16 protein-coding genes are annotated in these 25,434 nt (G+C 50.0%); 6 read left to right on the forward strand and 10 right to left on the reverse strand.

The window, feature by feature from the left end; all coding sequences use genetic code 11:
• Window positions 1-12: 12 nt before the first annotated feature.
• The 5 genes from ST42_RS05150 to ST42_RS05170 form a co-directional block, all read right to left on the reverse strand.
• On the reverse strand, window positions 13-2,229 hold the full coding sequence (locus ST42_RS05150) for a DUF5703 domain-containing protein (RefSeq protein WP_231556923.1): 2,217 nt from the start codon (window positions 2,227-2,229) through the stop codon (window positions 13-15).
• 95 nt (window positions 2,230-2,324) lie between these two features.
• Window positions 2,325-3,254 (reverse strand): bile acid:sodium symporter family protein, encoded by a 930-nt coding sequence (locus ST42_RS05155; protein WP_044072655.1) that lies wholly within the window; start codon window positions 3,252-3,254, stop codon window positions 2,325-2,327.
• Between the two features lie 437 nt (window positions 3,255-3,691).
• On the reverse strand, window positions 3,692-6,919 hold the full coding sequence (locus ST42_RS05160; RefSeq protein WP_044072657.1) for a S41 family peptidase: 3,228 nt from the start codon (window positions 6,917-6,919) through the stop codon (window positions 3,692-3,694).
• A 101-nt stretch (window positions 6,920-7,020) separates the two neighbouring features.
• The gene (locus ST42_RS05165; protein ID WP_044072659.1) at window positions 7,021-8,868 is read right to left on the reverse strand and encodes a DUF349 domain-containing protein; all 1,848 of its coding nucleotides are present in this window, start codon (window positions 8,866-8,868) and stop codon (window positions 7,021-7,023) included.
• 236 nt (window positions 8,869-9,104) lie between these two features.
• The gene (locus tag ST42_RS05170) at window positions 9,105-10,031 is read right to left on the reverse strand and encodes a magnesium transporter CorA family protein (RefSeq protein ID WP_022317594.1); all 927 of its coding nucleotides are present in this window, start codon (window positions 10,029-10,031) and stop codon (window positions 9,105-9,107) included.
• A 228-nt stretch (window positions 10,032-10,259) separates the two neighbouring features.
• Between ST42_RS05170 and ST42_RS05175 the strand changes: the two genes are divergently transcribed.
• Window positions 10,260-12,362 carry a TonB-dependent receptor plug domain-containing protein gene (locus tag ST42_RS05175; RefSeq protein WP_044072661.1) on the forward strand — a complete coding sequence of 701 codons (2,103 nt, stop codon included), beginning with the start codon at window positions 10,260-10,262 and terminating at the stop codon, window positions 12,360-12,362.
• 10 nt (window positions 12,363-12,372) lie between these two features.
• Here the strand turns inward: ST42_RS05175 and ST42_RS05180 are convergent, their stop codons facing one another.
• The 4 genes from ST42_RS05180 to ST42_RS13130 all read right to left on the reverse strand — a co-directional run bounded on the left by ST42_RS05180 (window position 12,373) and on the right by ST42_RS13130 (window position 14,872).
• On the reverse strand, window positions 12,373-12,993 hold the full coding sequence (locus ST42_RS05180; RefSeq protein WP_044072664.1) for a YiiX/YebB-like N1pC/P60 family cysteine hydrolase: 621 nt from the start codon (window positions 12,991-12,993) through the stop codon (window positions 12,373-12,375).
• Between the two features lie 145 nt (window positions 12,994-13,138).
• Window positions 13,139-13,519, reverse strand: a complete 381-nt coding sequence (locus ST42_RS05185; RefSeq protein ID WP_197068911.1) for a DUF5056 domain-containing protein — start codon at window positions 13,517-13,519, stop codon at window positions 13,139-13,141.
• Entirely contained in the window at window positions 13,506-14,039 is a 534-nt protein-coding gene (locus tag ST42_RS05190; protein ID WP_374119371.1) for an RNA polymerase sigma factor, read from the reverse strand. The genes ST42_RS05185 and ST42_RS05190 overlap by 14 nt, the downstream gene beginning before the upstream one ends.
• A gap of 47 nt (window positions 14,040-14,086) precedes the next feature.
• Window positions 14,087-14,872 (reverse strand): DUF6249 domain-containing protein, encoded by a 786-nt coding sequence (locus ST42_RS13130; RefSeq protein WP_052488240.1) that lies wholly within the window; start codon window positions 14,870-14,872, stop codon window positions 14,087-14,089.
• A 409-nt stretch (window positions 14,873-15,281) separates the two neighbouring features.
• Here ST42_RS13130 and ST42_RS05200 point away from each other — a divergent pair, with 409 nt between their 5' ends.
• The 5 genes from ST42_RS05200 (at window position 15,282) to ST42_RS05220 (ending at window position 23,792) form a co-directional block, all read left to right on the forward strand.
• Complete coding sequence (locus ST42_RS05200) at window positions 15,282-16,361, forward strand: FMN-binding protein (protein WP_044072669.1); 1,080 nt, start codon at window positions 15,282-15,284, stop codon at window positions 16,359-16,361.
• A 29-nt stretch (window positions 16,362-16,390) separates the two neighbouring features.
• Window positions 16,391-17,032: a nitroreductase family protein gene (locus ST42_RS05205; RefSeq protein WP_052488248.1), complete on the forward strand. Its 642-nt coding sequence runs from the start codon at window positions 16,391-16,393 to the stop codon at window positions 17,030-17,032.
• A gap of 1,335 nt (window positions 17,033-18,367) precedes the next feature.
• Window positions 18,368-20,218, forward strand: a complete 1,851-nt coding sequence (locus ST42_RS05210) for a M6 family metalloprotease domain-containing protein (protein WP_082028585.1) — start codon at window positions 18,368-18,370, stop codon at window positions 20,216-20,218.
• Between the two features lie 44 nt (window positions 20,219-20,262).
• On the forward strand, window positions 20,263-21,327 hold the full coding sequence (locus ST42_RS05215) for a hypothetical protein (protein ID WP_042519355.1): 1,065 nt from the start codon (window positions 20,263-20,265) through the stop codon (window positions 21,325-21,327).
• Between the two features lie 110 nt (window positions 21,328-21,437).
• A complete protein-coding gene (locus tag ST42_RS05220) occupies window positions 21,438-23,792 on the forward strand; it encodes a carboxypeptidase-like regulatory domain-containing protein (RefSeq protein WP_044072671.1) in 2,355 nt (784 codons plus the stop codon).
• A 224-nt stretch (window positions 23,793-24,016) separates the two neighbouring features.
• Here the strand turns inward: ST42_RS05220 and ST42_RS05225 are convergent, their stop codons facing one another.
• The gene (locus tag ST42_RS05225) at window positions 24,017-25,429 is read right to left on the reverse strand and encodes a sialate O-acetylesterase (protein WP_044065720.1); all 1,413 of its coding nucleotides are present in this window, start codon (window positions 25,427-25,429) and stop codon (window positions 24,017-24,019) included.
• Between the last annotated feature and the right edge of the window lie 5 nt (window positions 25,430-25,434).

Genomic DNA, 25,434 nt, shown 5'->3' on the forward strand with positions numbered 1-25,434 from the left:
ACCTTGGATTATTCAATCTTTCCATACTTTTTTGTTCTCAATCTTCCCGTTTCTGATTTCAGCCTCTACGGTGCGTCCACCAGTGGCTTTCAGTCTGAATCTGGCGTTTATGTCTCGTGGCCATGCCGGGAAGAACAGCAGTTCGCCGTCCGGCTTCTCCTGTAGCAGCATTTCCTGCAGACCAATCATCGATGCTCCGCCCTTGTTGCAGTCGGGAGCCCAGTCGTAGCCGGGATCCCAGAAGGCAGGAAAACGGTAAGGTCCGTCGGCGAGCTTCTCACTGTTCAGGCGCATCGCCTCGTCAGTCAGTCCCAGACAGGCAGCCCAGATATTGTCCTGTTTCCATCCCTTGGTGGCTCTCATTTCCACAGCGTGAGGATCTTTCATATATGTGTTACGGCCGATATTCAGATTGTCTCTGCCCATGCAGTATATCCTCCATGGAAATACGGGATATAGCTGAGGTGTCTCAATGTTCTGTATCCTTGCCCATACTATAGCCGGGGCGATGCAGGTGTCGCCGCTGATGGTGTGTAGCGGTATTTCGGGAATGCGTTTCATTATGCCGTTGAGGCTGTCGCCATTGTATTCAGTCCATTGTCGGGCGACTGTCTGCAGGGCGGCCACGACGCTCGACGGGTTGTATGCCATCTTGTAGGTCTCGCAGCCCGAAGATGGGTATAACATCAGTTTGCCGTCGCCAGTGAGAGGTTTCACCCCGAGCTTCTTGGCAATATACTGGTAGTGCTCGTCGAAGAAAGTGAGTGTCTGTCGTATTATTGGTTCATATTTCGTGATGTCCATGCCGCTGTATTCATGCGCCAGCATTATCATCGAGCAGAACTCCAATGCCGTGTCCCACTGGTATTCTAGCCATGCGTTGCGCTCCATTCCCGGGTCGTCGCCGGGTTTGTGTTTGCCGTATTCTGTGGGGTTGGGCAGTCCGCAGTTCTCTATCTGTTCGGCGAACGAAGCTCCGTCGTGTCCCCAATAGAAACGGGTGCGTCGTGTGGCGTTTGGCAGCATCCGCAGATATGTGTCAAACTGTGCCGCCATCATGTCCGTGTCGCCGCTCTTGAGCATGGGCCAGTATACGAGGCGTTGGTTCTGTGCCGTCATGGTGCCTCCGCCCCATTTGCGGAAGTCGGGAGTGAAGGGGCATTTCGGATCAGCGAAGACGGGGTCGAAGGTGAATAGCGAACCGTTGAATTTCGTGGGATATTCGCTGTAGGCATTGCAGCCCAGCATGTAGCGGAAGAGTTCGTAGTTGCGAGCCATGCGTGCAGCTTCGCCTTCGGCAATGATATGGCTGCGCTGCCAGAACTGGTGCCACCACTTTGCGCTCTGTGTCTTTGATTTCGTTGCCGACAGGGGCTTGACTGTCATATCTCCGGTATAAAGGTCGATGCTGACGGTGGCTTGTCTGATATCTGTGGCGGTATAGTTCCATGCCTTGAAATCTGTGGAGGCATAGGTGCCGGTAGACGTGCCGGTGAACTTGAAGCCGGGCATCGTGATGTTTCCGCCGAATTTCAGTCCGCCGATAGGATTATATAGTTCATCCTTTATTTCCGACAGTCCTTCCCTCTCCACGGTATAGTCGAATACGGTGTTGTTGCGGTTTGTGTGCCAGAAGTCCAGAGTATTATAGCCGGCTTTTATGGAGTCGGCAAAGGTGGTGCAGTCTTTCGGTATGTTCCATTTGTATGATCCCTGCTGGCATTCCGCCTTGGTGACCAGTCTGTCTTTGTATCTCCACGACTCATAGCTAAGTGTGGCGTTTCGCTTTTGTGCGGAAATGATTTCCACGAACACTTTCGGCTGATACACATCCGCCCAGATTCTTATCTTTGTACCGTTGCCTTTGATATATATGGCGCCGTCGTCGAGCGATAGCCTTTGTTCGAAACTGTTGCCGCTGAACGGCTGTCCGTCGATTTTCAAGCGGAAGCGACCTGCTTTGAGCAGGGTGTTGTTTTCGTCGAGCATCCCGCTCTTCGAAAGATAGAACAGCACATCACCGTTCTCCACCCACACGTTCATCCCCACATCGTGTCCGCCGCAAGGCATCGACCCTGCGGAGTTCTCGCTCTGTGAGGTCCACACATAGTCCTGGGGCTTGTAGTCTGTCTTTGTCTTGTTTGCAGCATTGCCCTGTGCGGTGGAAATCAGAGCGCAAAGCATCGCAATCGCCGCTGCCAATCTCTTTTTCGATATGATGATCATCATTAGAGTAGTTTCCTCGTTTTAGTTATATAATGAGGACGCGTGACATAGGCTTTTGTAATGTATAGCTTTACAACAGCTTGCGGTCTTTTGGTTTCTTATCTCTCGTTTCTGCCATATACCCGTGCCATTATCGCTCCGCTGATATTGTGCCATACGCTGAATACGGCGCCTGGGATAGTGGCGAGAGGGTAGGCGGCGAAATGGAGGGTGGCGAGAGAACTGGCGAGACCGGAGTTCTGCATACCCACCTCTATGGAGATGGCTACACACTTCTTGTGCTCCAGTCGGAGCAGTCTGCCGATGCCGTAGCCCAAGGTCAGTCCGCAGATGTTGTGGAGCATCACTACGAGCATCACGAGAAGTCCGCAGGTGAGCAGTTTCCCGGCGTTGTGTGCAACGATGATACCAACGAGCAACACTATTGTCAACGACGAGAATGCCGGCAGGTAAGCCACCGCCCGCCTTGTAAACTCTGGCATATAACGTTGTATCATGAAGCCCACAAGTATGGGCAGGATGACAACCTGTAGAATGGAGAAAAACATGCTCACGGCATCCACATGAACGAAGGTGCCGGCAAGAAGCCATGTTATTATCGGAGTGAGGAAAGGGGCGAGCACGGTAGACGTCGCCGTCATTCCAACAGACAGGGCGAGGTCGCCTTTCGCCAGATATGTTATCACGTTAGATGCCGTGCCGCCGGGACAGCAGCCGACGAGGATCACCCCCAGCGCCAAGTCCTCAGGCATTTGGAACAGACGAGTGAGGAGCCATGCCGTTATCGGCATGATGGTGAACTGAGCCAGACATCCGATGATGACATCCTTAGGTCGGCTGAACACAATCCTGAAGTCGGTAGGGTTCAGCGTCAGTCCCATGCCGAACATCACCACCCCCAACAGCGGATTTATCCATATCGTGTCGATGCTGCCGAGCGGGGTTGGGAAAACAACCGAGAGCACTCCGATGGCGAGTACTATCAGTCCCATATTCTTTGCGATGAAGTCGCAAATGCGTTTCGTCATTGTTGTATGTGTATTTAAGTTTGTCATGTCTGTTTCCTTGAACCCAAAACGGTCATTAGACCGTTCAACCCAAAACGGTCATTAGGCCGTTCAATGTAATATTTTATAACTGCTTGCAGTCTTTTGCTTTTTATAAGGCGTCTTTTGCTTGTTTTTAATGAGTAATAGCTCGCTATTACTCATTAAAAGCCAAACAAAATCCATCCTTCTAAAAAATCAAAATCCAAGCAAGCCCTAATGACCGATTTGGGTTCAATGGTAGTATTTTATAACTGCTTGCAGTCCCTGATGACTGATTTGAGTTGAAATTCAGGAGCAGTACCCGTCGACAGATTTGCGGCAAAAGGAAATAGGAGGAAAACCATTTCTTTTTTCCTCCTATTCTAATGATTAACCCCTATTTTTATCACGGCCTGATTGCCGTTGGGGATATAGTCTTATTTCTTTTCGCCGATCTGCTTCATCATTTCCTCTATGGCTGCTTTCAGCTGTCGGTCATTGCCGTTGAGGAAATCCTCCGGTGTGTTATATACGGTGATGTCAGGGTTCAGCTGAGTGTTCTCTGCATATTTTCCGTCGAGAGTCATACATCCCACCTGCGGAATTCCGAATACCATGGTGTTGTCGATCATCGTCTCCCACCATACGGCAGTCATTGTGCCTGCCACTGGAGTACCGATGAGCTTGCCGATGCCGAGAGTCTTGTATACCATAGGGAATCCGTGACCGTTGCTGTAGTCGTCTTCGCAGATGAGCACACACGAAGGTTTTGTCCACTTGTTGAACGGGTCGCGGCCGATATAGTTGCCTCGTGGCATGAAATTCTGGTATTCCTTGCCGTTGAGCAGAGTACACAGGTCGTCGTGCAGCCATCCTCCACCATTGTGACGGTCGTCAACGATGACAGCCTCACGGTTGCGGTTCTTGTCGCTCAGGAGCTCGCGGTATACGGTGCGGAAGCTCTCGCTGTTCATCGCTCTTACGTGTACGTAGGCGAGGCGACCACCCGACAGGCTGTCTACCAGCTGGCGGTTGCGGTCAACCCAACGCTTGTAGAGCAGGTCGTCAACGGCGTTCATCGACATTCCCTTTGTCGTTACATCGAATGAGCGTCCGCTCTTCGGGCGTATTGTCAGGCGTACTGGTTTGCCGATTTTGCCGTCGAGTAGCGGGAAGTAGTCCATGCCGGCCTTGATTTCCGTGCCGTCAATCTTCTCTATGATGCATCCGGACTTCACGTCAGTCTGCTTGCAGGCTATTTCGCTGCCCTTTATCACTTCGGCAATCTTCAGTCCGTCGCCGGTGTAGTCCTCGTCGAAGAAGAGACCGAGACTTGCAGTCTGCAATGAAGCCCATGAGCCGGAGTATCTTGCACCGGTATGCGAGGCGTTCAGCTCACCGAGCATTTCGCTCAGCATCTCCTGGAAGTCGTGATTGTTGTTGATATAAGGCAGGAAGCGTTCGTAAGTCTTGCGGTAGCCCTCCCAGTCAACTCCATGAATGTTCTTGTCATAGAACTTGTCTTTCACCTGTCGCCAAACGTGGTCGAACATATATGCGCGCTCCTTGTATGGCTGGTAGTTGAACTGAGCCTCAAACTCTATGTTCTTCACGGCTTTGCTCTGTGGCGTCACCTTCTTGATGCCTCCGTCGGCAGCGAGATAGATTTCCTTATAAGACTTGTCGAACATCATTTCTCCATTGCCCACGTTCTTTATCAGCAGCTCCGTGTTTCCGGTCATCAGGTCGCGGTGCCATAGGTCCATGCCTTTCTCAAACGCCACATTGTAGTAGATGTTCTCGCCATCCTTGTCGAGCAGGATGTCGCCGAGGAACGAAGGAGTGACGGTGAGTCGTACGATGCGGTCACGACAGTTTTCGAGGTCGAATTTCAGAGGCTCCATTTCCTTTGCCTCCGGTTTCTCCATTTCCTTCTTTTCCTTTTCTTCCTTCTTCTCCTCTTTCTTCTTCTCCTTTTCGGTCATGTTTTCCTTTGCCAGCGCACGCTCTTCCTTATTCATGCGGTAGCGTTCGTAGGCTTCAAGGTCGAAGAACATGAGATAGGCATCGTATTCTGCGCCCCAGCTGCCATGGCTGCGGTAGCCGGCACGGTCGCTGCAGAACAGCATCGCCTTTCCGTCGAGCACCCATTTGGCATTGCTTTCGTTGTATCCGCTCTCGGTGAGGTTGTGAATCTCGCCGTTGCCGGAAGCATTTACCAAAGCGATGTCTGAATTGTTCCATCCGCCCACACCGATGTATGAAGAGAGCAGCCATTTGCTGTCGGGGCTCCATGTGAAGTCGATGTCGCCGTCGCTGTAAGAATAAACGAACTTGCCGTCCATCGCCGTCTTCACATTCTTGCCTTTGGCATCCATGACGCGCAGGGTTCCACGGTTTTCCCAGAAGGCAATCTGCTTGCCGTCGGGACTGAATTTAGGTTGGAATGAAGTCTGGTCGGATTGTGTCAGACGTTCTTCCACGAGTTCAGTAGCGTAAGCGAACTGCTTCTCATCCTTGTTCTTCATTGTAGTGGCATAGATCTGCCACACACCATTGCGCTCCGAATCATAGATGATGGTGCGGCCGTCGGGCGAGAAGTCGATGTAGCGTTCCTGCTCAGGAGTGTTCGTAATCTGCTTTGTGGTGCGGTATTCTATAGATGTCACATAAACGTCGCCATGCATGACGAAACCGATTTCCTTTCCGTTTGGCGACAGTTTGATGTTGTATGCTCCAGAGTTTCTGATTTGGCGTATAAGTTCCTTCCCCTCGGTGTCGGCGGCAATCCTGATGGCAGTCTTTTGTGGCTGTCCGCCGTTGCGCACGGTATAAATCTCACCGTCGTAGCCATAACACAAAGTGCCGTCGGTGGCTGCCGAAAGGAATCGCACTGGGTTCTTCTCATGATTGGTTATCTGTGTCTCCTTGCCGTCGAGAGTGCGGTGGTAAACATTAAGGGTGCCGCTTTGTTCGCTCAGATAGTAGAACGACTTGCCGTCGGAAGCCCATACCGGGTCGCGGTCTTCACCGTCGAATGTAGTCAGCTTCCTGAACGAGTCGCCGCTCTTGAGCCATACGTCGCGAGTGATAGGCGAGCGGTGGTGCTTGCGCCATTCGTCCTCATAGCCTTTGCGGTCGATGTAGATCACATCTCCAGAGGCGTTGATGTCGAGGGCATCCATGGTGATGTCGGAAAACAGTTTCGGACGTCCGCCATCCATTCCTACAGTGTATACCTGAGGGTAGGAGCCTGCGAAGATGATAGACTTGGCTGTTGGCATGATAGAAGCCTTGAACATGATGGTATAGTTGTCTTTCCATCTCAGAGGATATTCGCTGCCACTGTTGGTAGTGACGCGTTTGGGAATACCGCCGTTGGCATCCATTACCCACACGTCAATGCTTCCTTCTCGATTAGAGGCGAAGGCGATGTGGTTGCCGTCGGGACTCCACACTGGGTAGGAGTCGAAAGCCGCATTGGAGGTAATCTGTTTCGCCGTGCCACCGCTTGACGGAACGGTGAAGATATCGCCTTGGTATGAGAAGGCGATAGTCTTGCCGTCGGGCGAGATTGCCGGGTGGCGCATCCATAGCGGGTTGTCCTGAGCCTGTGCTGCAAGGCCGTAGGCGCCAAGGAGAGTCGCTAAAATAAGTTTGTTCATGGTTGTATTGATTTAGTTAATATGGATAATTCATGAAAAAATCCCAGCCGAAGTCGTTTGTGCTTGGCTGGGATGTTTTATTTAGCTTGTATTCTTCTCTTTTATTTCTCTTCAGAGTCGATGGCCTTGATCTTCTGCTTGATGAGTTCCAGATCGTCCTTCAGCTTCTGCACCTTGCGGTTCATCTCGTCGATGAGGCTGTTGCCCTTCTTGCTTGAAGCGTTGAGGAAACCGAGGTTGTTCTCATAGGTCTGTATCTCCTGCTTCATCTGTTCGGCACGGCGCTGCAGTCTTGTGCGCTCATTGTCGAGAGCATCCTCGCCACGCTTAGCCACATTCTTCAGGTTTGTCTTGAAGTTGTTCAGGCGGCGACGGGCTGTAGAGATGTTCAGTTCCTTGAAAATCTTGTCGAGCACCTCGTGGTATTCGTTGAAGATCTTGTCCTTCTCCTTGTATGGCACGTGACCGATGCTGTTATACTCTTCAGTCAGTTTGCGAACCTCAGCCTGTGTGTCGTCGACAGGGTTCTCGAGCAGAGCCTTCAGCTTCTCCACCACGGCTTTCTTCTTGTCCAGGTTTGCGTGCTCCTCGTTGCGTGCTCCGGCATTGGCGGCGTTGCGTGCTTCAAAGAAGTGGTTGCATGCTGCGAGGAAGTCATTCCATAACTGGTCGCCGTATTTCTTCGGTACCATTCCGATAGTTTTCCATTCCTTCTGCAGAGCGATGAGTTTGTCGCTTGTAGCCTTCCATTCAGTGCTGTCTTTCAGAGCCTGTGCCTTCTCCACGAGAGCCTTCTTCTTCTCGGCGTTCTCGGTGAATTCCTTCTTCATCTGTGTGAAGTAAGCCGACTTGCGTCCGAAGAAATCATCGCAAGCAGCACGGAAGCGCTCAAAGATCTTCACGTTCATCTTCTGAGGTGCAAATCCGATGGTCTTCCATTCTGTCTGTATCTCGATAATCTGCTTGGTGTGGTTCTCCCAGTCGGCAGAAGTCTTGTTCTCCTCCTTGGCAATAGCCTCCACCTTCTCGCAGAGTTCAGTCTTCTTGTTGAGGTTGTCTTCCTCTTTGGCGCGTATGTCCTCAAAGTGCTGCTGGTGCTTCTTGTTTATCACTGTAGATGCAGCCTTGAAGCGAGCCCAGATGCCCTCTCTCAGCTCCTTTGCCACAGGTCCGCTCTCGCGGTATTCCTGGTGCAGCTCCTGCAGCTGGTGGAATGCGCTTATCACGTCGTCTTCGTCGGCAAGCTTTTCAGCAGCCTCACAGAGTTTTGTCTTTATCTCCAGGTTCTTCTTGAAGTCATATTCGCGGGCTTCGCTGTTGAGCTTCAGCAGGTCGTAGAACTGTTCCACGTAGAGCTGATAGTTTCTCCAAAGCTCGTTGGCGTTTTCAGCAGGCACCATCTTGATTTCCTTCCATTCCTGCTGGAGCTGTTTGAATTCCTGGTATGACTTGTTGGCTTCCTCCGGCGAGGTTGCCATATTCTTGATTTTCTCTATGATGTCGAGCTTCTTCTTGAGGTTGTCCTGCTTGAGCTTTTCCTGTTCCTCAAACTGTTTAGCTCTTCTTTCCTTGATGATAGTCATTTCGGCCTTGAACGCGTTTTCGTTCTCGTCGGGTTTCACCTGATAAGCTGCCGGGTCACCGCCAGCGTCCAAATATGCCTTCATGTCAGCTTCTCTCTCAGCGAAATGAAGCTTGTAGAATACGGTTTTGAGATAATCCACCTCATCCTTCTGCGGAATTTCCTCCGCATGAGCTATCTCTTTGATTCTTTCCACAACCTCCGCTTTGGTCTTGTAGACTTTTCTCTGTCCGCTGGCATTTTCTGCCTCGGCAGCGTTGTCGGTTGTTTCCACCTGCTCCTTCTGGGCTGTTGCCTCATTTGGAGTTACTTCTACATTCTTCTCGTTTTCCATTGTCTGTTCGAGAGATTTTTCTTGAGAGTCCATTACTTCACGTTTTAAATTTGTGATTGGGGTTCCATATAAATACACTTGCGGCAGGAAAGTGCTTCATGTAGCCTTTTTCCTTAGTCCATGCTTCGGCTCTTATAATATATAATAAGGTATTATAATACTAATTGTTATAGCCGTTGATATGCAATTACCGCTCTAAAATGAATTGCAAACTTACTTAAAAAGATTGTAACTTCCTAATTTATGTAATGATTTTTAATATTTCGTTGTTAAATAAGACGTTTATGGCGGAATATCCACCATGAAACTCCTGATATCATGACAGATGCGACGAGGGCTATGAGGAATCCGTATTTGTTGTTTTCCATTCCGTTTATGAGGTTCATACCCAGCAAACTGGCGATGAGCGTCGGGAACATCAGGATGATGCTGACCGAGGTGAGCGTACGCATCACGGTGTTCATGTTGTTGTTGATGATGCTCGAATATGTGTCCATCGTTGATTCCAGAATGTCGGAATATATGCTCGTCGTTTCCCGCGCCTGGCTCATCTCGATGTTCACGTCCTCGATGAGGTCGGCGTCCAGCTCGTCCACCTGCAGTTTGAACTTCAGTTTGGCGAGCAGGTTCTCGTTTCCGCGGATTGATGTCTGGAAGTATGTCAGCGAGTCCTGCAGTCTCGACAGTCCGATCAGCGACTCGTTGTTCACCTCTCTGTCGAGGTTTCTCTTGGCTTTCTCAATAAGGCTGTTTATCTGCTTCAGTCGTTTCAGATACCACACCGCCGATGACAGAAAGAGACGGAAAATCATGTCAACATAGTCGGTGAATCCCTCGCTTCTCTTCTGCTGATAGCTCACGAAGTCTATCATCATGTTCGTTTCGTAGAAGCACACGGTTATAGTGACATCGCGCTTGTGTATGATACCCAACGGCACTGTGGTGTATGGCGTGCGCGAACGTATCTCCTTTACGTATGGAATACGCAGGATGATAAGCATCCATCCGTCGTCGTACTCATAGCGGGCACGCTCGTCGGTATCGCTGATGTCTGATATGAAATAGTCGGGAATGTTGAAACGGTCGATCAGCATCTGCTGATCTTCCTCGCTTGGACATGTTACTTGTATCCAGCAGTTTGGCTCCCATTCTTTGATGGCCTTCAGGCCTTCGGTATAGTTCCAGTATGTTCTCATCGATAAATCCTCCACTTGGTAAACAATCAAGCGCAGGAGTCTCTGCTGAGAGAGCCGTTGCCGTCCCTGCGCCTACAAGTCTTTATTTTCCGCGTGATAATCGTCCATAATTAATAGAATTGATAAAAATCGTGTGCAAATTTACATTATTATTTTTAAAAAGCAAGGAGTTGTAGCGGCGAATTAGTATCTTTGCAACCGTTTTTTAATAATTTACTTTATATTTTTATGTACAACAGACCAATGGCATCGTGCGAGCCAATGAAGTTCAAACGCTTCTCCCACAAGGGCTACGCACTTTTTGCATGCCTGGGCAAGGTGGTGCTCATCGGCACTCTGAGCGTTGCTACAGTCTCTCATGCCAAGGCAGAGGGAGTGAGCACCAAGGAGCTTCGTCCTGACACCCTTTCCACCCAGAGCGATGTGATGCTGAACGAAGTGAGCGTAACGGGCTCACGTGCGCCGCTGACCAGAAGTCAGGCGGCGAGAATGGTAACTGTACTGGACAGCAAGGAAATTCAATGTGCGCCAGTGCAAAGTGTTAACGATTTGCTGAAATACATCGCCAGCGTGGATGTGAGGCAGCGCGGTCCGATTGGAGCGCAGACCGACATCAGTATCCGCGGCGGAAACTACGAGCAAATCACAGTCCTCCTCAATGGCATAAACATCTGCGACCCGCAGACGGGACACAACGCCTTCGATTTCCCGGTGGATGTGGCAGACATAGAGCGCATTGAAGTGCTCGAGGGACCTGCCGGAAGAGTGTTCGGCACCTCGTCGCTGCTCGGAGCCATCAACATCGTGACGAAGAAAGAGAAGACGAGCAACGTTTCCGCCCACATCGACGGCGGAAGCTACGGCTACCTCAGTGGCGGAGCCTCTCTCAACCTCTCGTCGGGCAAGTGGACCAACCGCGTTTCAGGAAGCTACACCCGTTCCGACGGCTACAGCCGCAGCAAGGCTGGAAAGCTCAACGGCGATTTCTATGGCGGAAAGGCTTTCTATCAGGGCGGCTATGAGGACAGCGACATCAAGGTGGACTGGCATGCAGGACTGAGTTCCCGCGATTTTGGTTCTAACACCTTCTATGGCACTGGCTCCGACAATCAGTTTGAGCATACCTTCAAGACGTATACCGCCGTGCAGGCGGAGACGAAGCGAGGCAAGTTCCACCTCAAACCTTCTATATATTGGAACAGAAACATGGACCGCTTTGAATGGTTCCGCGGTCACGACGGCAAAAAACCAGAGGGACTGTCATACGGAGTTCCCTACAATTATCACCGCACCGACGTCTATGGTGTGAATCTCAACTCATATTTCGACTGGGCATTCGGCCGCACCGCCATCTCGGCAGAGCTGCGCAACGAAGACCTCGTGAGTACCACGCTCGGCGAACCGCTCGACAAGCCCAAGCATGTGCACAAGACCGACCGCGACTATACCAACGGTCTGAACCGTACGAACATCAGTTTCGCCCTGGAGCACAACATCCTGCTCGAAAGGTTTACCCTCTCGGCTGGACTGGTGGCAGTGAAAAACTCATGGAGCAACATGAACATGCGCCTCTATCCAGGCGTTGACGCCAGCTATCGCATCGGCGACCACGTGAAGTTCTATGCTTCATACAACACGTCGCTGCGCATGCCGGCGGCAACGGAGCTATATTATTCCGTAGGCGGCCACAAGGCAGACAAACATTTGAAACCGGAGGAACTGCAAGCCTTTGAGGGCGGAGTGAAATATCTCAGCGCCGGCATCACGGCAAGCGCAAGCGTGTTCCACAACCGCTGCAAGAACATGATAGACTGGATCTGGGACAGCAGCGAAGGCGACGAGGCAGTGTGGAAGTCAGTGAACTTCACCAAGGTAAACACCATAGGCACCGAGGCACAAGTCGGTCTCAACTTCCTGCGTCTCATCCCGGCGCAGCATGTGGTGAAGAACCTCACGCTGCAGTACACCTACCTCTCACAAGACAAGGACGAGCCTGCCAATATCCAGAGCCGTTCCACACTGGAGTATCTGCGTCATAAGTTCATCGCAAACCTCGACCTCAACCTTTGGCGCAACCTCGACCTGACGGTGAAATACCGTTTCCAGAAGCGCGACGGCAAGTTCACCGCCACCGATGCTTCAGGCAATGCCGTAGTGAAGCACTACCAGCCGTATGCCGTCACCGACGTGCGTCTGGCATGGAATGACAAATGGTATAAGGCTTATGTAGAGGCAAACAACGTGTTTGCCAAGAAATACTACGACTTCGGATCTATTCCCCAGCCAGGTGCATGGGTGATGGCCGGCGTAGCGGTGAACGTCAATCTGTAGTATAACGACCCTATTTCCGAAGTTCGCCCAGAATGACGATCTTGTCGCTTCTCGACAAGTCTCCGGGATTGCTTCCCGGTTCGCCTTCTGGCACCTTCAATCCCTGACGGGCATAATAATCCCTCCAATAGGCGGTTATTGTGCCCGTCTTGTCATGAAACGACATCGGAATCGGTTTGAACACCAGTTCGCCATCCCTGCTCCTGTAGCATTTCTGCACCAGTTCGCTGCAATACATCGCACTGTCCGACGGCATGAAATTGAAGTCGTATGGTGTACCGATAAACTGTATTGCCCTCTCCACCGAGCGAGCCACGCCGACTGTGTCTTTCAGTTGTCCCACCACCACATGACGTCTCGCCATGAAGCTGTCGATAGGAGTGAGACACACTCCCTTGTGTATGGCTTCAAGGGCAAATCCCTTTCCTCCGGCATTATGATAAATCGCCACATGGTCGATCTGTCTGCCGTCAAGTCCCGTAGTTACGTCAGTTATGTTGTTGCCGCTTTCAGCCACACAGAAGAGCAGGTCGCCCTCGGCAAGTCTGCTTGCGGTTATTCCCTTGTTTCCCTGTGCCCACAGACATATAGAAAGACACATGACCGTTGCGGTGATAATTATCTTCTTCATCGTCTTGAATGTTATTTTTATTTCAGGATATGAATCCTTTTATATCAGTTGTTTTTTTGATATCTGCTAATGTTGAAATTAAAGATCTGGGTTAACCCCAGGCAGTCATAAAAACACATAAAACTGCCTAATGACCGATTAGACCTTAAATCTCAGACAGTTTCTTGTTCTCTGCCAGACACCATATTGCTACGACCATTGTGGCAACAAGTGGCAGTGTGAAAACCAATGGGTTGATATGTTCAGGATCAAACTGCTGCATGATGTCTGTCATCCATCTTATGCAGTTCCAAAAGACGTGTGTGGCAGACTCGTGGATGTTTGATATCAGGTCGATGTATATCAGGATGACGATGCCCGCTGTCCAGCATACCGCCGTCCATATCCTGGAGATTCTCCTCAGCCTCTTGTCAGCCGCAGGTTCGATGGCTTCCATCACCCTGTCAGAGAATCCCTCGTCGGCAATCACCGTCTGGTTTGCCGTTGAGAAAAAGCGTTTCAGCAATTCGTCTTTATCTTCTTTCATATCCATTGTCTTTTAAGTATGTGGTGAGTTTCTCCTTGCCTCTGTGCAGGTGGGATTTCACTGTGCCCTGCGGTATGCCGGTTATGGCGGCAATCTTGTCAATCGGCTGTCCGTCGATGAGCTGTAGCGTTATGCATGTGCGTTCGTCAGGTTTCAGTGTGGCGAGAGCCTTCAGTATGTCCATCCCCAAAGTGCAGTCGTCATTGTCGGCATGGCGAGCCGCAACAGAGGGTGTGTCCATGTCCTCCGTCTGGTGGTGGCTGCGGCGATAGTCGTAATGGGTGTTGTAGGCTATTCTCATCAGCCATGTGGAGAATGATGACAGTCCTCTGAACTTCCCTATGTTGGCATACGCCTTGATGAACGTCTCCTGTGCCAGGTCGTCGGCGAGCTGCCGGTCGCCCAGCGTGAGGCTGAGCAGGAAGCGGCGCACTTGCGACTGGTATTTGCGCAACAGCGAGTCGAAAGCCCGCTTGTTGCCAAATACCGCCACCTGGGTGACGAGCTTTATGTCATTCATCAATTCAGGCATGATGTCAGAGTCCTTTCCTTTGGGTTGTTGTATCTTTATCCTATGTTCTCGTCGTTGGCATTCTGAGTAGTGCCGTTGTCATATCCTTGCCGGTTGTCGTTGTTTTGCCGGTTGTATCCGTTTTGTGGATTGTTATAGCCATTGTCGGCATAAGGTGCGTTCTGTCTCTGGTCGTTGAAGTTTTGCTGGGAGAAGTTTCCATTGATGTTTCCTCCGCCGGTTGTCTTGGCTATTATCGCCTGCCCCACTCCGTATATGGCGATGAGCAATCCGATGCCACACGCCAAATTGATGTTGAGGATGAAGTACATCACGGTGAGTCCGATGCCGAGGAAGATGTTCTTTATGCCCTTCGACCACAGGTAGTCGTTGCGTGAAGCTTGGTTCTTTGCCGCGAAGTCGGGTATCGGCTGTCCGCTTTTTATCGCCATCTCCGCGAGTTTCAGTTTCTGGTTGCGCGATTTCACTATGAGATAGATGACGAGGCCTATTATTGCCACCGGAGCGAGGAAGCATACGATGAACACTATCGTTATAGGTATCATCGCTTCTTTGAACATCTGTTTCGCCACATCCGACATGTTCGAGTGTATCTTTGTGTAATTCATCACGGAATCGGGAGCTGCATCCTGGTCGTCCGTGTCGGTAGTGTCGCTGAATGCCACAATTGCTGTAGCGGAATCTTTCTTTGCGCCGGCGTCAGCATTCTTGTGTCTTACTACGGAGCTCGTTGCCGATGTCCTGTTGCCGTGTCTTGCCATCGTAGGGAGGGCAGCCGACAATGTCATGCCGATAATCAGTGTTGCTATAATTCTTTTCATATCCGTTATGTTTTTTGTTTCGTTGATATTTTGTCTTGTTTCAGCAGTTAGACGGAGTGGGGTGGGGAATAGTTGCAAAATTATGAAAAAAAATGCTTTGACCCAAATCGCTGATTGTGATTTACCCCACAATGGTCATTAGGACTTGCCAGAATTTTGTTTTGTAGAAGAGTGGATTTTGTTTGTCTTTTTAAAGAGCAATAGCGGCTATTGCGAATTATGGGTTTAAGGTATATAAAATCCGATTCTTCGTCGTTTTTTTATGTCTCGTGTCACAATATAATAAGTTGGCAAACGTTTATCTGTCATAGATAGACCAATGTGGATAGATGGGTCTCGTCCAGACTTTCTTGTAAGACAACTTCCTTTGTCAACTCGATTTCTCGTCAACTCGTCAACTTAATAAAATATGAATAAGATAAAACAGATTCTGAGTCTTGTCACTTGTCTGATGATTCTCCTTTCGGTAGCTGTGTTGCGCAGCAACAAGATTTGGGGCAATCAGCTTGGCGGTGAAAAGACAGAAGTTGCCGACAGTCTGTCGGCAGGACCCGTCGTCACGAACGACGATGGAAGTATGGTGGTAAACACCGCATCCCTTGGCAAAGACATCCAGGGCTTTGCCGGCACCGTGCCCCTTGAAATCACCGTCCGCGACGGTGTGGTGGAGAACATCAGAGCTCTCGACAATCAGGAGACACCCTCTTTCTTTGCCAATGCCGCCACATTATTTGATAAGTGGAAGGGTAAGACCATAGGTGAAGCCCTGGCGATGAAGGTGGATGCCGTTTCGGGAGCCACCTATTCGTCGCAAGCCATAATAGCGAATATGCAGCGCGGACTGCAGCTTGTGGCTAAGAAGCAGGAGGCAGACCGTGGTCCAGCCCTTGCTGATGTGTTGTCGCTGAAGAATGTGGCTGCTCTCATCGTGGTGCTCCTCGCCGCTATCCTGCCGCTCTTTGTCAAGAACCGCCGTTACCAGCTTGTTCAGATGGTACTCAATGTTGTGGTCCTCGGTTTCTGGTGTGGCAGCTTCCTGTCGTATGCCTCGCTGATGGGATTCCTTGCCAATGGCATGAACCTATGGCTGACTCTCGTTCCGGTGGTGATGATCGTCACGGCGTTCGTATATCCTCTTTTCGGCAAGAAGAGCTACTATTGCGCCCATGTCTGTCCGTTCGGTTCGCTGCAACAGGTTGCCGGTCAGCTAATCCCTCATAAATTGAAGATTGGCGCTGCCACGTTGCGCTTCCTCGACACGTTCAGACAACTGCTGTGGGCAGTCCTCATGTTGCTCTTGTGGAGTGGCGCATGGGGAGGCTGGACCGACTACGAACCCTTCTCTGCCTTCATCATGGATCAGGCTTCCCTGCCGGTAATTATCATTGCCGGTGTCTTTGTAGTGCTGTCGCTGTTCGTGCAGCGTCCGTATTGTCGTTTCGTGTGTCCGATGGGTACATTGCTGAAATTGGCGCAGAAAGGAGAATAATCCACTTGTCAACAAAAACAGATATGAAAATGAAATCATCATTCTTCCTCAACGTAGTGCTTGCCGCCGCTCTCCTTTGTGTCAGTGTGCGTCTTGCCACGGTGTCGGAAGAGAAAGCAGTAGAGAAGACCGGCGGCATCTCCGCCGAAGTATATCAGAACATCATGACGCGGTCGTCGGTGAGGGAATATCTCGACACCAGCATCTCCGACTCACAGATAGACACGCTGCTTCATGCCGGAATGGCTGCCCCAACGGCAATGAACCGTCAGCCGTGGCATCTCGTGGTGGTGAGAGACCGCAGTTTGCTGCAGCAGATTGCCGGGCTGTGTCCCAATGCCTCTATGGCGAAAGACGCACCGCTCGCCATCGTGCCGTGCGGTGACATGAGCAAATATGAAGAAGGCGAAGACGGGCTACGCGGCTTCTGGCCACAAGACCTCTCTGCCGTGACGGAGAATATCCTGCTGCAGGCACATGCCATGGGACTGGGTGCTGTCTGGACCGGCACCTATCCGTCGGAAGAGCGCTGCAAGGCGATGAGCCAGCTCCTCCGTCTTCCTTCCAATCTTGTTCCTTTCTGCACCATCGTTATAGGTTATCCCAAGGGCGACCAGCAGCCGAAAGACAAGTGGGACGAGAGTAAGGTGACTTATGACATGGGTAAATGAACCCCGTCTTAAGGCGATGTGCCAAGACATTTGCCTCATCCTGACTTTGACAGTGACATAATTCCAGATTCTATATTCTGAAACAAATGGGGCAAAACCTTGCCCATAACGCTGATTTTTAGTAAAATCAAGAATTTTCAAAAAACTGTCAGACCATCTGGTTTTTCGTGGTAATATTCTGATAAACAGATAGTTGACTACCTGGCAACTGTCAGCCAATTGTCTGGATGGTTTGAATACGAGATAAAAATTGTCAGGCGACAGAAAATCAGACGAATGGTATTCGGATGACAAGAATATGGATATAGCAACATCAACTTTTTGGGGCAACCGCTTTGCATAAATTCTGCCCAATTGGGGCAACGTGCTTGCCCATGTTGGGCAACGTGCTTGCCCCACTTGGGCACGCTGCTTGCCCCAGTTGGGCAGAACTGCTGTCAGACAAGTTCCCAATAAGTTAATGTTGTAATACCCATATTCCTGTTTTACAGGATTCTGCCAACGTATGCAATTCCTCACATCTGACAAATCCTTTCATCAGCAAACCATCCAGACAATTGACTGACAGTTGCCAGGTAGTCAACTATCTGTTTGTCAGAGTGTTATGTAGAAAAACCAGACAGTCTGACAGTTTTTTGGAAATTCTCGTTTTTACTAAGAATCAGCGATATGGGCAACTTTTACTTATGTCGACCAACTTAAACCCAAAACGGTCATTAGGCCGTTCAATGGTAGTATTTTATAACTGCTTGCAGCCTTTTGTTTTTTATAAGGCGTCTTTTGCTTGTTTTTAATTCGCAATAGCTTGCTATTACTCATTAAAAGCCAAACAAAATCCATCCTTCTAAAAAGACAAAATCCAGGCAAGCCCTAATGACCGATTTGGGTTAAATTAATTCTGCCAACGGGCATTGTCTATTTTTTACTCCTCTGCTTGTCTTCTTATCTTTCCAATCCCTACATCGCAACCTTAGTAGAGACAACATTGCCGTTGTCTGCCGTTGCATTCCAAATTCAAGAATCTGAAACAAATGGGGTAGAAAGGCAATACTTTTGGAACTTCTATCCCTATTTTTCGGTATTTTTGTCTTTGAATGAAAAAAAACTGCCAATAGATTTTGTATGTATTATAAAACGTTATAAATTTGCAGTTAATTAGTGATAAATGTGCATTAAAAGTTGGGATATGCAGACGTAATGATAGTCTGCATGTTGAATATGCAGAAAAACTGTTATATATGTAATCGTTAAAAGGTTATTTCCGCAATGCCAATAACAGTCTATTGGCGAACCTTCGACTTACAATATATATAAAAGAAAACAACATATATCTATATGAAAAGAATCCTTATTTCAGCCGTACTATCCTTATGTGCGGCAATGACATTCGCTATTCCTGCAAAGAAAAGCTGGAAGGTAGTTTCGCAGAGCGACGGCACCACAATCAAGGTGAGCCAGGCTGGCGATGAACACCTGCACTACTATATCACCGAAGACAACGTGCCCCTCTATGAAGCCGCCGACAACAGATACTGCTATCTGACCATAGAAAACGGCAAGCTCCATAACTCTGGTGTGCTCGCACATGAGTCAGCGGCACGGTCGGCAAAGGAGCTTCAGGTGATGAATACCATCCACGACCTTGCTCCCATAGCCCGCCAGATGGCGGCAAAAAAGAGAAGCGCCGCCAAGCGGTGTGTCAGACCGGACCGCTTGCCGAGCAAAGACGACATAAGTGTGTTCAAAGGCAGCAAGAAGGCACTCGTTATCCTTGCGGCATTTTCAGACAAGTCTTTTTCGAAAGGCGACGATGCCATAGTGAAATTCTATGACGAAGTGCTCAATCAGGAAGGCTATTCGCAGAATGGAGCGGCAGGCAGCGTGCATGATTATTTCAAGGACATGAGCCGCGGAGAGTTTGATTTGACGTTCGACATCGTAGGTCCGGTGAAAGTCAGCAAGTCGGCTACATATTATGGTGGTCCGTCGCCCATCATGGGAGGCACCGACCACATCGGCGAGTTCATCACCGAGGCGATTAAGAAAGCCGACGAGAAATGCGACATCGACTGGAAGAAATACGACTGGGACGACGATGGCGAGGTGGAACAGGTGTTCGTGCTCTATGCCGGATACGGACAGGCCACGGGGGGACCTACGGGAACGATATGGCCCAACGCCTGGACTCTGGATGAGGCTCTGCAGAACAGCGACGGCAACGGCGGATTCTCCATCGACGGAGTGTTTATCAACCAGTATGCATGCAGCAATGAGCTATACCTCGATTCGGGCACAGTGCCGATGGGACTCGGAGTGTTCTGCCATGAGTTCTCACACTGCATGGGACTGCCCGACATGTATGACACCAACTATGGGTCAACACCGACCATGGGCGATTGGGATCTGCTGGCTGGCGGAAGCTATAACGGACCGCAGGGCATCGGATGGTGTCCGGCAGGATGGACCAGTTATGAGCGCGCCTATGCCGGTTGGCTCGAACTGACAGAACTCAAAGCCGGCGACATTATAAAAGGCATGACGAGTCTGGAGGAGGCCGACGGCAAGGCATACGTAATCTACAACGACAACCACAAAGACGAATATTATCTCCTGGAGAACCACAAGGGCATGGGATGGGACAAGTATACACCGGAGAACGGACTCCTCATCATCCATGTGGACTACGACAAGGATCTCTTCGACAACAATATCGTAAACTCAAAAGGAGAATTCACCCCAGCCGAGGGCTACGACAGATATTTCACCAACGACCACCCGCGCATGGCACCCTTCAGCAGGGTGAGAAGCATACAGAACGACACCTATTTCTATACCTATCCGATGGATGCTCCAAGAGGGGTGGTGGACAGTCTGACAGACACGAGCAAGCCGGCGGCGGAACTGTATAATGCACTTGCCGACGGTTCGAAGCTGATGGGCAAACCGGTATACAATATTGAGAAAGACGACGACGGTAATATCTCGTTCACCTTCATGACAAAGGAAAAGGAAACGGATGCTATACAGGATATAGCCATGGCAGAAGATACTACCGGCGACGATACCGTATACGACATCACGGGAAAGAAGGCAGGACGCATTGGCGACATCAAGAACGGCAGCCTGAAAGCAGGCATATATATAATAGGAGGAAAGCGGCTCCAGAAGAAGGTACTGCTGAAGTAAAACGCATACAAACATAAATCACTAAATAAAGGAAAGGACTGATTATGAAGAAACTTTACACAACATTATTCATGGCTGCGGCGGCAATCGCCGCTTCTGCCCAGATTACGCTACAGAAGCCGGAAACCAAGTTGGCGACAGATATCACATCTACTGCTTTCACTGCCAACTGGGGCGCCGTGAAGGATGCCGACGGATATGCGGTGTTCGTATACGACCGTAAGCCGGTGACTGCCGATGGCGAGGTGACAATTGCCGACGAAGATTTCTCCGGCATAACACGCGGAAGCCTCAATGAGCCATTGGGAGGCGAGGAGGAATTCGTAGACCTCTCGGCATACGGATATGCACTCTCGTATGGATGGGGAGCCTACGCATTCCCTAACTTCATTCCGAGCATGGTGGCAGGACTGATTTACTCACCTTATCTCGACCTGCGCGCTGACGACGGTAAATACAAAGTCATCATTGACGCATACTGCTCCGACGGCGATGAAATCCGTGTGGAGAGCCACGGCAAGAACGGCAGGGAGATAAAGACACAGAAGGCCGTAGTGGAAGGCGGAGCAACAGGAATAGCCGAAGTGACATTCGATTTCGACAACGGTATAAAGGACCTCTTCTTTACCGTGATAAACAACACCGCGATGGATGGCAAACCTGACTATTTCGACCGCATTCAGGTGAAGCAGAACTTGAAGGCCGGCGACGTGGTGAATGTGATGGTTGGCGGTAACGAGGCAGTAGGCTCTGTAAACGAAGTTACCAACGACTCCGTGACATCTTGCCGCATCACATCATTGGCAAAATACACCAACTCAAAGGTGGTATACTACGACCTGTATGCTTCGGCAGACGATTTCTCCACACCAAACGGATCAATGCCTTACACCTTTGTCGTAAGTCCGTTCACAGACCTCGTGAAGGTGGACCTCACGGCAAGGACATCTGAAATCTACAATCCGGAGACCGACGGCATTGACAAGGTAAAGACAGATGCTGCAGAAAAGGTGAAGGACGACGTGTGGTATAACCTCGCCGGACAGCGCGTGAGCAGACCTACTAACGGACTGTATATCTGCAACGGCAGAAAAGTGGTAGTCAGATAAGACGTCTGTTCTCCTCTCTTATTGTCAGAGACAGGATTCCCTACTCAATAGCGAACTACGTTTCTGATTCGATAAACAACACTCATGACAATTTTTAAAAAGGCGATGACATGAAAAAGATAAATTATATACTCACGCTCTTGCTCCTCGCAGTGGGAGTGAACTGGGCAAAGGCTGACGACCAGACGTTGGCGCTGGGAAATTATGACGACCTTACGGCATACGACTGGGATGAGAACCAGACATACCAGGGCAGCTGGTGGATGGTTGCACCGACACAGCTTCAGGTGAAACACACCGGTGCGCAGATCATATATACCAAAGAGCAGCTCGCAAGCATGAAGGGAAAGGAAATCAAGGGCATCAGCTTCAAGTATTACAACCTTGCCGCTTTCCAGGCATACCCAAGGACAATCAACGTATGGGTGAAGGAAATCGACGACAATGCCTTCGTATATAACGAGGCGAAGAAGAGCTATTGCTACTTTGAATATTCTGATGCCACCAAGGCGGCTACGGACTTCACTTTCGACACGGATTTCGTTGACGCCTACAATGAGAACGGTGATCTTGCCATCAACTTCAACACACCGTTTGCCTACAGCGGTGAGAAGAACTTGCTCGTGACCATAACCTTTGATGGCGAAGACGTGACGGATAGCTCTACCGACATCGAGTTCTATTTCAATACCGATGCTCCGAATCTGGCGATGTCGACATGCAGCGACAATACAACCTTTGCTGATTTCAACGAATCGGAAGACTGGCCTTATGCCAACGGCGGAGGTTCCACAATCTCTCATGCCACGAAGCTGAGCCAGCCTCTCACCCGTTTCACATATCAGGAGGCAAGCAAGCCGGTGGTGAAACCTGCCGAGCTGAGCGGCAGCGTGAAGTGTGGCGAGAGTGCAATTGCCGGTGCCAAGGTGGTTCTGACCAGCGGCGAGACCTCTCTTGAGGCTACATCAGACGCTGAGGGCGCTTACACCATAAACATCCCGGCTGAGGACATCGACAAGGAATATACCCTCACGGCAACAGCAGAAGGCTACGACGACTATTCGGCAGCAGAACCGGTGAAATTCACTTCAGGCGAGAAGAAATCTCTCAATATCGAGATGACGAAGAAAGACGTGCCTTCAGAACTCTCGGGCAAGGTGAAGTCTAACGACGACAACGCTCCTGTTGCCGGTGCTGTCATCACGTTGACAAGCGGCGACAACAAATACTCTACTACCTCTGACGAGAGCGGCAACTACACCATGACAGTGGTGAAGAGCGAGGAAACCTACACCCTCACCGCCAAGGCTGAAGGCTACGAAGACAAGACCATCGCAGACGTGACGTTCGCACCGGGCGAACCGAAGACGCAGGACATCACGATGATAAAGATAGACAATCCGGCTACCATGCAGGGCAAGGTGACATGCAACGACGAACCTGTGGAGGGAGCTGTGGTGAGAATTGCGGCAAAGGACAACAAGTATGTTACCTACAGCGCCACGACAACCGCCGACGGTTCTTATAGCATAAAGGTGGTGAAGAGCGAGAAGACATACACACTCACGGTGACCGACGGAGAATGTGAGGATTATACAGAAGACAACATCACCTTCACTCCAGGTGAGACTACTACCAAGAACATCTCGCTGACGAAGACTCCAGAGCCGGAAAACAGCGTGACTCTCGGCAAATACAACAAGATGCTCAAAGACGGAACGGAGGAGGATGTATATGAGGGACACGGATTCTCATGGGCGGCAGCTCCAACGAACTTCACTCACCAGTATACCGGATCTGAAATCATCTACACCAAGGAGCAGCTCGCAAAGATGGCTGGCAAGGCTATCACGAAGGTAAACTTCGTCTTCCACAACGAAAGTGCTTACGACGCTTGTCCTCGTACAGTGAAGGTATGGGTGAAGGAAATCGACAGCGATGCATTCGACTATGACGACAAGGCAGGCAGATACAAATTCTATGAATATGAGGATGCCACAGTGGCAATCGCTGGATATGAATATGAAGGAGAGCTATACAACTATGCCGGAGGAAACGGAGAACTGGAACTCACCTTCGACCAGCCTCTCAACTATAGCGGCGACAAGAATCTTCTCATGGCGCTCACCTTCGAGGGAGAGAATACCTGCAATGTGCTCGACTTCAACTTCTTCTACAATCCTGACATGAAGAAGAAGGCAATGAGCTATTTCAGCGACAGATACACCTTCGGCGACTATGCAGAAACAGAAGACTGGCCATATCTCAACGACGACTGCGTCAATTCATTGGAACAGCCTGTCACCCGCTTCTTCTATACAGAGGCTGATGGTATCGTAGACATCACTACTGGCAACAAGACCACTGTAAACGCTGATGGCAAGGCATACAACCTGGCTGGTCAGAGAGTGGGCAAGAGCTATAAGGGTATCACGATACAGAACGGAAAGAAGTTTGTGAGATAACGCGGAAATAACAAATTCGTTTGTCCACAACATCCATAGGAGAAACCTGTAATGATGATTCAGACAAACGAATAATATGGTGAACAAGAACATGTTTGCCGGTATAACAAAAAAGCCAGCAGTGGATTGTATTTCCTACTGCTGGCTTTTTTTTATTCTATAGTCAACTTGTCAACTCGTTACTTGTTAACTTGTCAACTTGTTACTCGTCAACTCAAAACATCCTATTTCTTCCAGTCATCCGTTCTGAATGAACTTATTGGCAGTCCGTCGCAGAACAGGTCGCCGTCTGCCCAGTCTTTGAAAGCATAGCGGACACTGACGGGATTTTTCACCTTGTCGCTCTTCACGTAGAGCTTGCTGCGTTCTATCCATGCCTTGGCAGGATGGAACACGCTGTCAGCACCAGCCACCTCAACGAGGTCGCTCTTCAGACCATTCTTGCCGTATATCCACATTCCGGCACGGTCGAACGATACCACGGCAGTGTCGCCCTTGAACTCTACATTCTTATAGCAGGCGCTCTCAGAAGTTATACCCTTTATTCCGTAAGTCTTGTCGAGGGCGAGCAGGGCGAGGCGCATTCCGGCAATCTGCTTCTTGCGAGGATGAATGCCATATTCCAGTCCGGCATCCATAAGCACCGCCATTCCCACGTTCTTGTTCATCTGTTCCGCCTTTGCCTGCTGTTCGCGCAGGAAAGCACTGTTATACTGCTGCCAGTTGATGAGGCTATAGTCGTAAGGCGCTATCTGACAGAAATAGAACGGGAAGTCACCCCTCTGCCATTCTTCTCTCCATCCTTGTATCATGCGGGAGAAGAGGTCGGCATAGTAGCTGGAGCGGCTCACGTTCTCTTCGCCCTGATACCATATCACACCACGCATGGCGATGCCAGCAAGAGGATGGAGCATACCGTTGTAGAGCACCGTAGCGGTGCGGTTTTTTGATTTTATCGTTTCCTGTGATTCCGGCAGTTCTATCTGTGGAAAAGCCTTCAGCCAGTCTCTTCTCATCCATGCCTCGCATGAGGAACCGCCCCATGAGGTGACGATGAGGCCTACGGGAACGTTGAGCATCCGTCGGAGCTCGCGTCCGAAATGATATGCCGTGGCACTGAAATCGCGTACTGCCATTGGCGATGCCTCCTGCCATGACCCTACAACATCCTCTTGCGGTTCGAATTTGCTCGTACGCTTCACTGTGAAGAGACGCATCTCTTTGTCGCTGCTATGGAGTATGTCCTCCACGGCATTCTCCACGGGCTGGTTCTTGAATCCCTTCATCGGCATCTCCATATTGCTTTGTCCGGAACATATCCACAGTTCGCCCATGAGTATGTCGTTGACAACAGTCTTTTCGCCATCGTTGAATGTGATGGAGTAGGGACCGCCGGCAGACGGTGTAGTGATGCTGACTTTCCATTTCCCGTCATTGTCCGTCTTTGTCGTTATTGTCTTTTTGTTCCACGATGCCGTGATCTTCACCGTGGCGTTTGCCTTGGCAGTTCCCCAGAGGTTGGCTTCCGTCTGTTGTTGCATAACCATACCGTTGGAGAATATCCTTGGCAGTGTAACCTTAGCGCTCGCTGTTGATGCGGCAGCGATGATGGCGCCTAATATTAATATCTTCTTCATGTATT

This window comes from Prevotella pectinovora, from assembly GCF_000834015.1.
In the GTDB taxonomy this organism is placed as follows: Bacteria; Bacteroidota; Bacteroidia; order Bacteroidales; family Bacteroidaceae; genus Prevotella; species Prevotella pectinovora.

What these genes read in the sequence shown, in the direction of transcription:
- ST42_RS05185 (WP_197068911.1), bottom strand. Translation starts at nt 13,519, where the DNA reads ATGAAAGAAGATAAAGACGAATTGCTGAAACGCTTTTTCTCAACGGCA.
- ST42_RS05200 (WP_044072669.1), top strand. Translation starts at nt 15,282, where the DNA reads ATGAATAAGATAAAACAGATTCTGAGTCTTGTCACTTGTCTGATGATT.
- ST42_RS05170 (WP_022317594.1), bottom strand. Translation starts at nt 10,031, where the DNA reads ATGAGAACATACTGGAACTATACCGAAGGCCTGAAGGCCATCAAAGAA.
- ST42_RS05225 (WP_044065720.1), bottom strand. Translation starts at nt 25,429, where the DNA reads ATGAAGAAGATATTAATATTAGGCGCCATCATCGCTGCCGCATCAACA.
- ST42_RS13130 (WP_052488240.1), bottom strand. Translation starts at nt 14,872, where the DNA reads ATGAAAAGAATTATAGCAACACTGATTATCGGCATGACATTGTCGGCT.
- ST42_RS05160 (WP_044072657.1), bottom strand. Translation starts at nt 6,919, where the DNA reads ATGAACAAACTTATTTTAGCGACTCTCCTTGGCGCCTACGGCCTTGCA.
- ST42_RS05210 (WP_082028585.1), top strand. Translation starts at nt 18,368, where the DNA reads ATGAAAAGAATCCTTATTTCAGCCGTACTATCCTTATGTGCGGCAATG.
- ST42_RS05165 (WP_044072659.1), bottom strand. Translation starts at nt 8,868, where the DNA reads ATGGACTCTCAAGAAAAATCTCTCGAACAGACAATGGAAAACGAGAAG.
- ST42_RS05175 (WP_044072661.1), top strand. Translation starts at nt 10,260, where the DNA reads ATGTACAACAGACCAATGGCATCGTGCGAGCCAATGAAGTTCAAACGC.
- ST42_RS05205 (WP_052488248.1), top strand. Translation starts at nt 16,391, where the DNA reads ATGAAATCATCATTCTTCCTCAACGTAGTGCTTGCCGCCGCTCTCCTT.
- ST42_RS05190 (WP_374119371.1), bottom strand. Translation starts at nt 14,039, where the DNA reads ATGAATGACATAAAGCTCGTCACCCAGGTGGCGGTATTTGGCAACAAG.
- ST42_RS05215 (WP_042519355.1), top strand. Translation starts at nt 20,263, where the DNA reads ATGAAGAAACTTTACACAACATTATTCATGGCTGCGGCGGCAATCGCC.
- ST42_RS05180 (WP_044072664.1), bottom strand. Translation starts at nt 12,993, where the DNA reads ATGAAGAAGATAATTATCACCGCAACGGTCATGTGTCTTTCTATATGT.
- ST42_RS05155 (WP_044072655.1), bottom strand. Translation starts at nt 3,254, where the DNA reads ATGACGAAACGCATTTGCGACTTCATCGCAAAGAATATGGGACTGATA.
- ST42_RS05150 (WP_231556923.1), bottom strand. Translation starts at nt 2,229, where the DNA reads ATGATGATCATCATATCGAAAAAGAGATTGGCAGCGGCGATTGCGATG.
- ST42_RS05220 (WP_044072671.1), top strand. Translation starts at nt 21,438, where the DNA reads ATGAAAAAGATAAATTATATACTCACGCTCTTGCTCCTCGCAGTGGGA.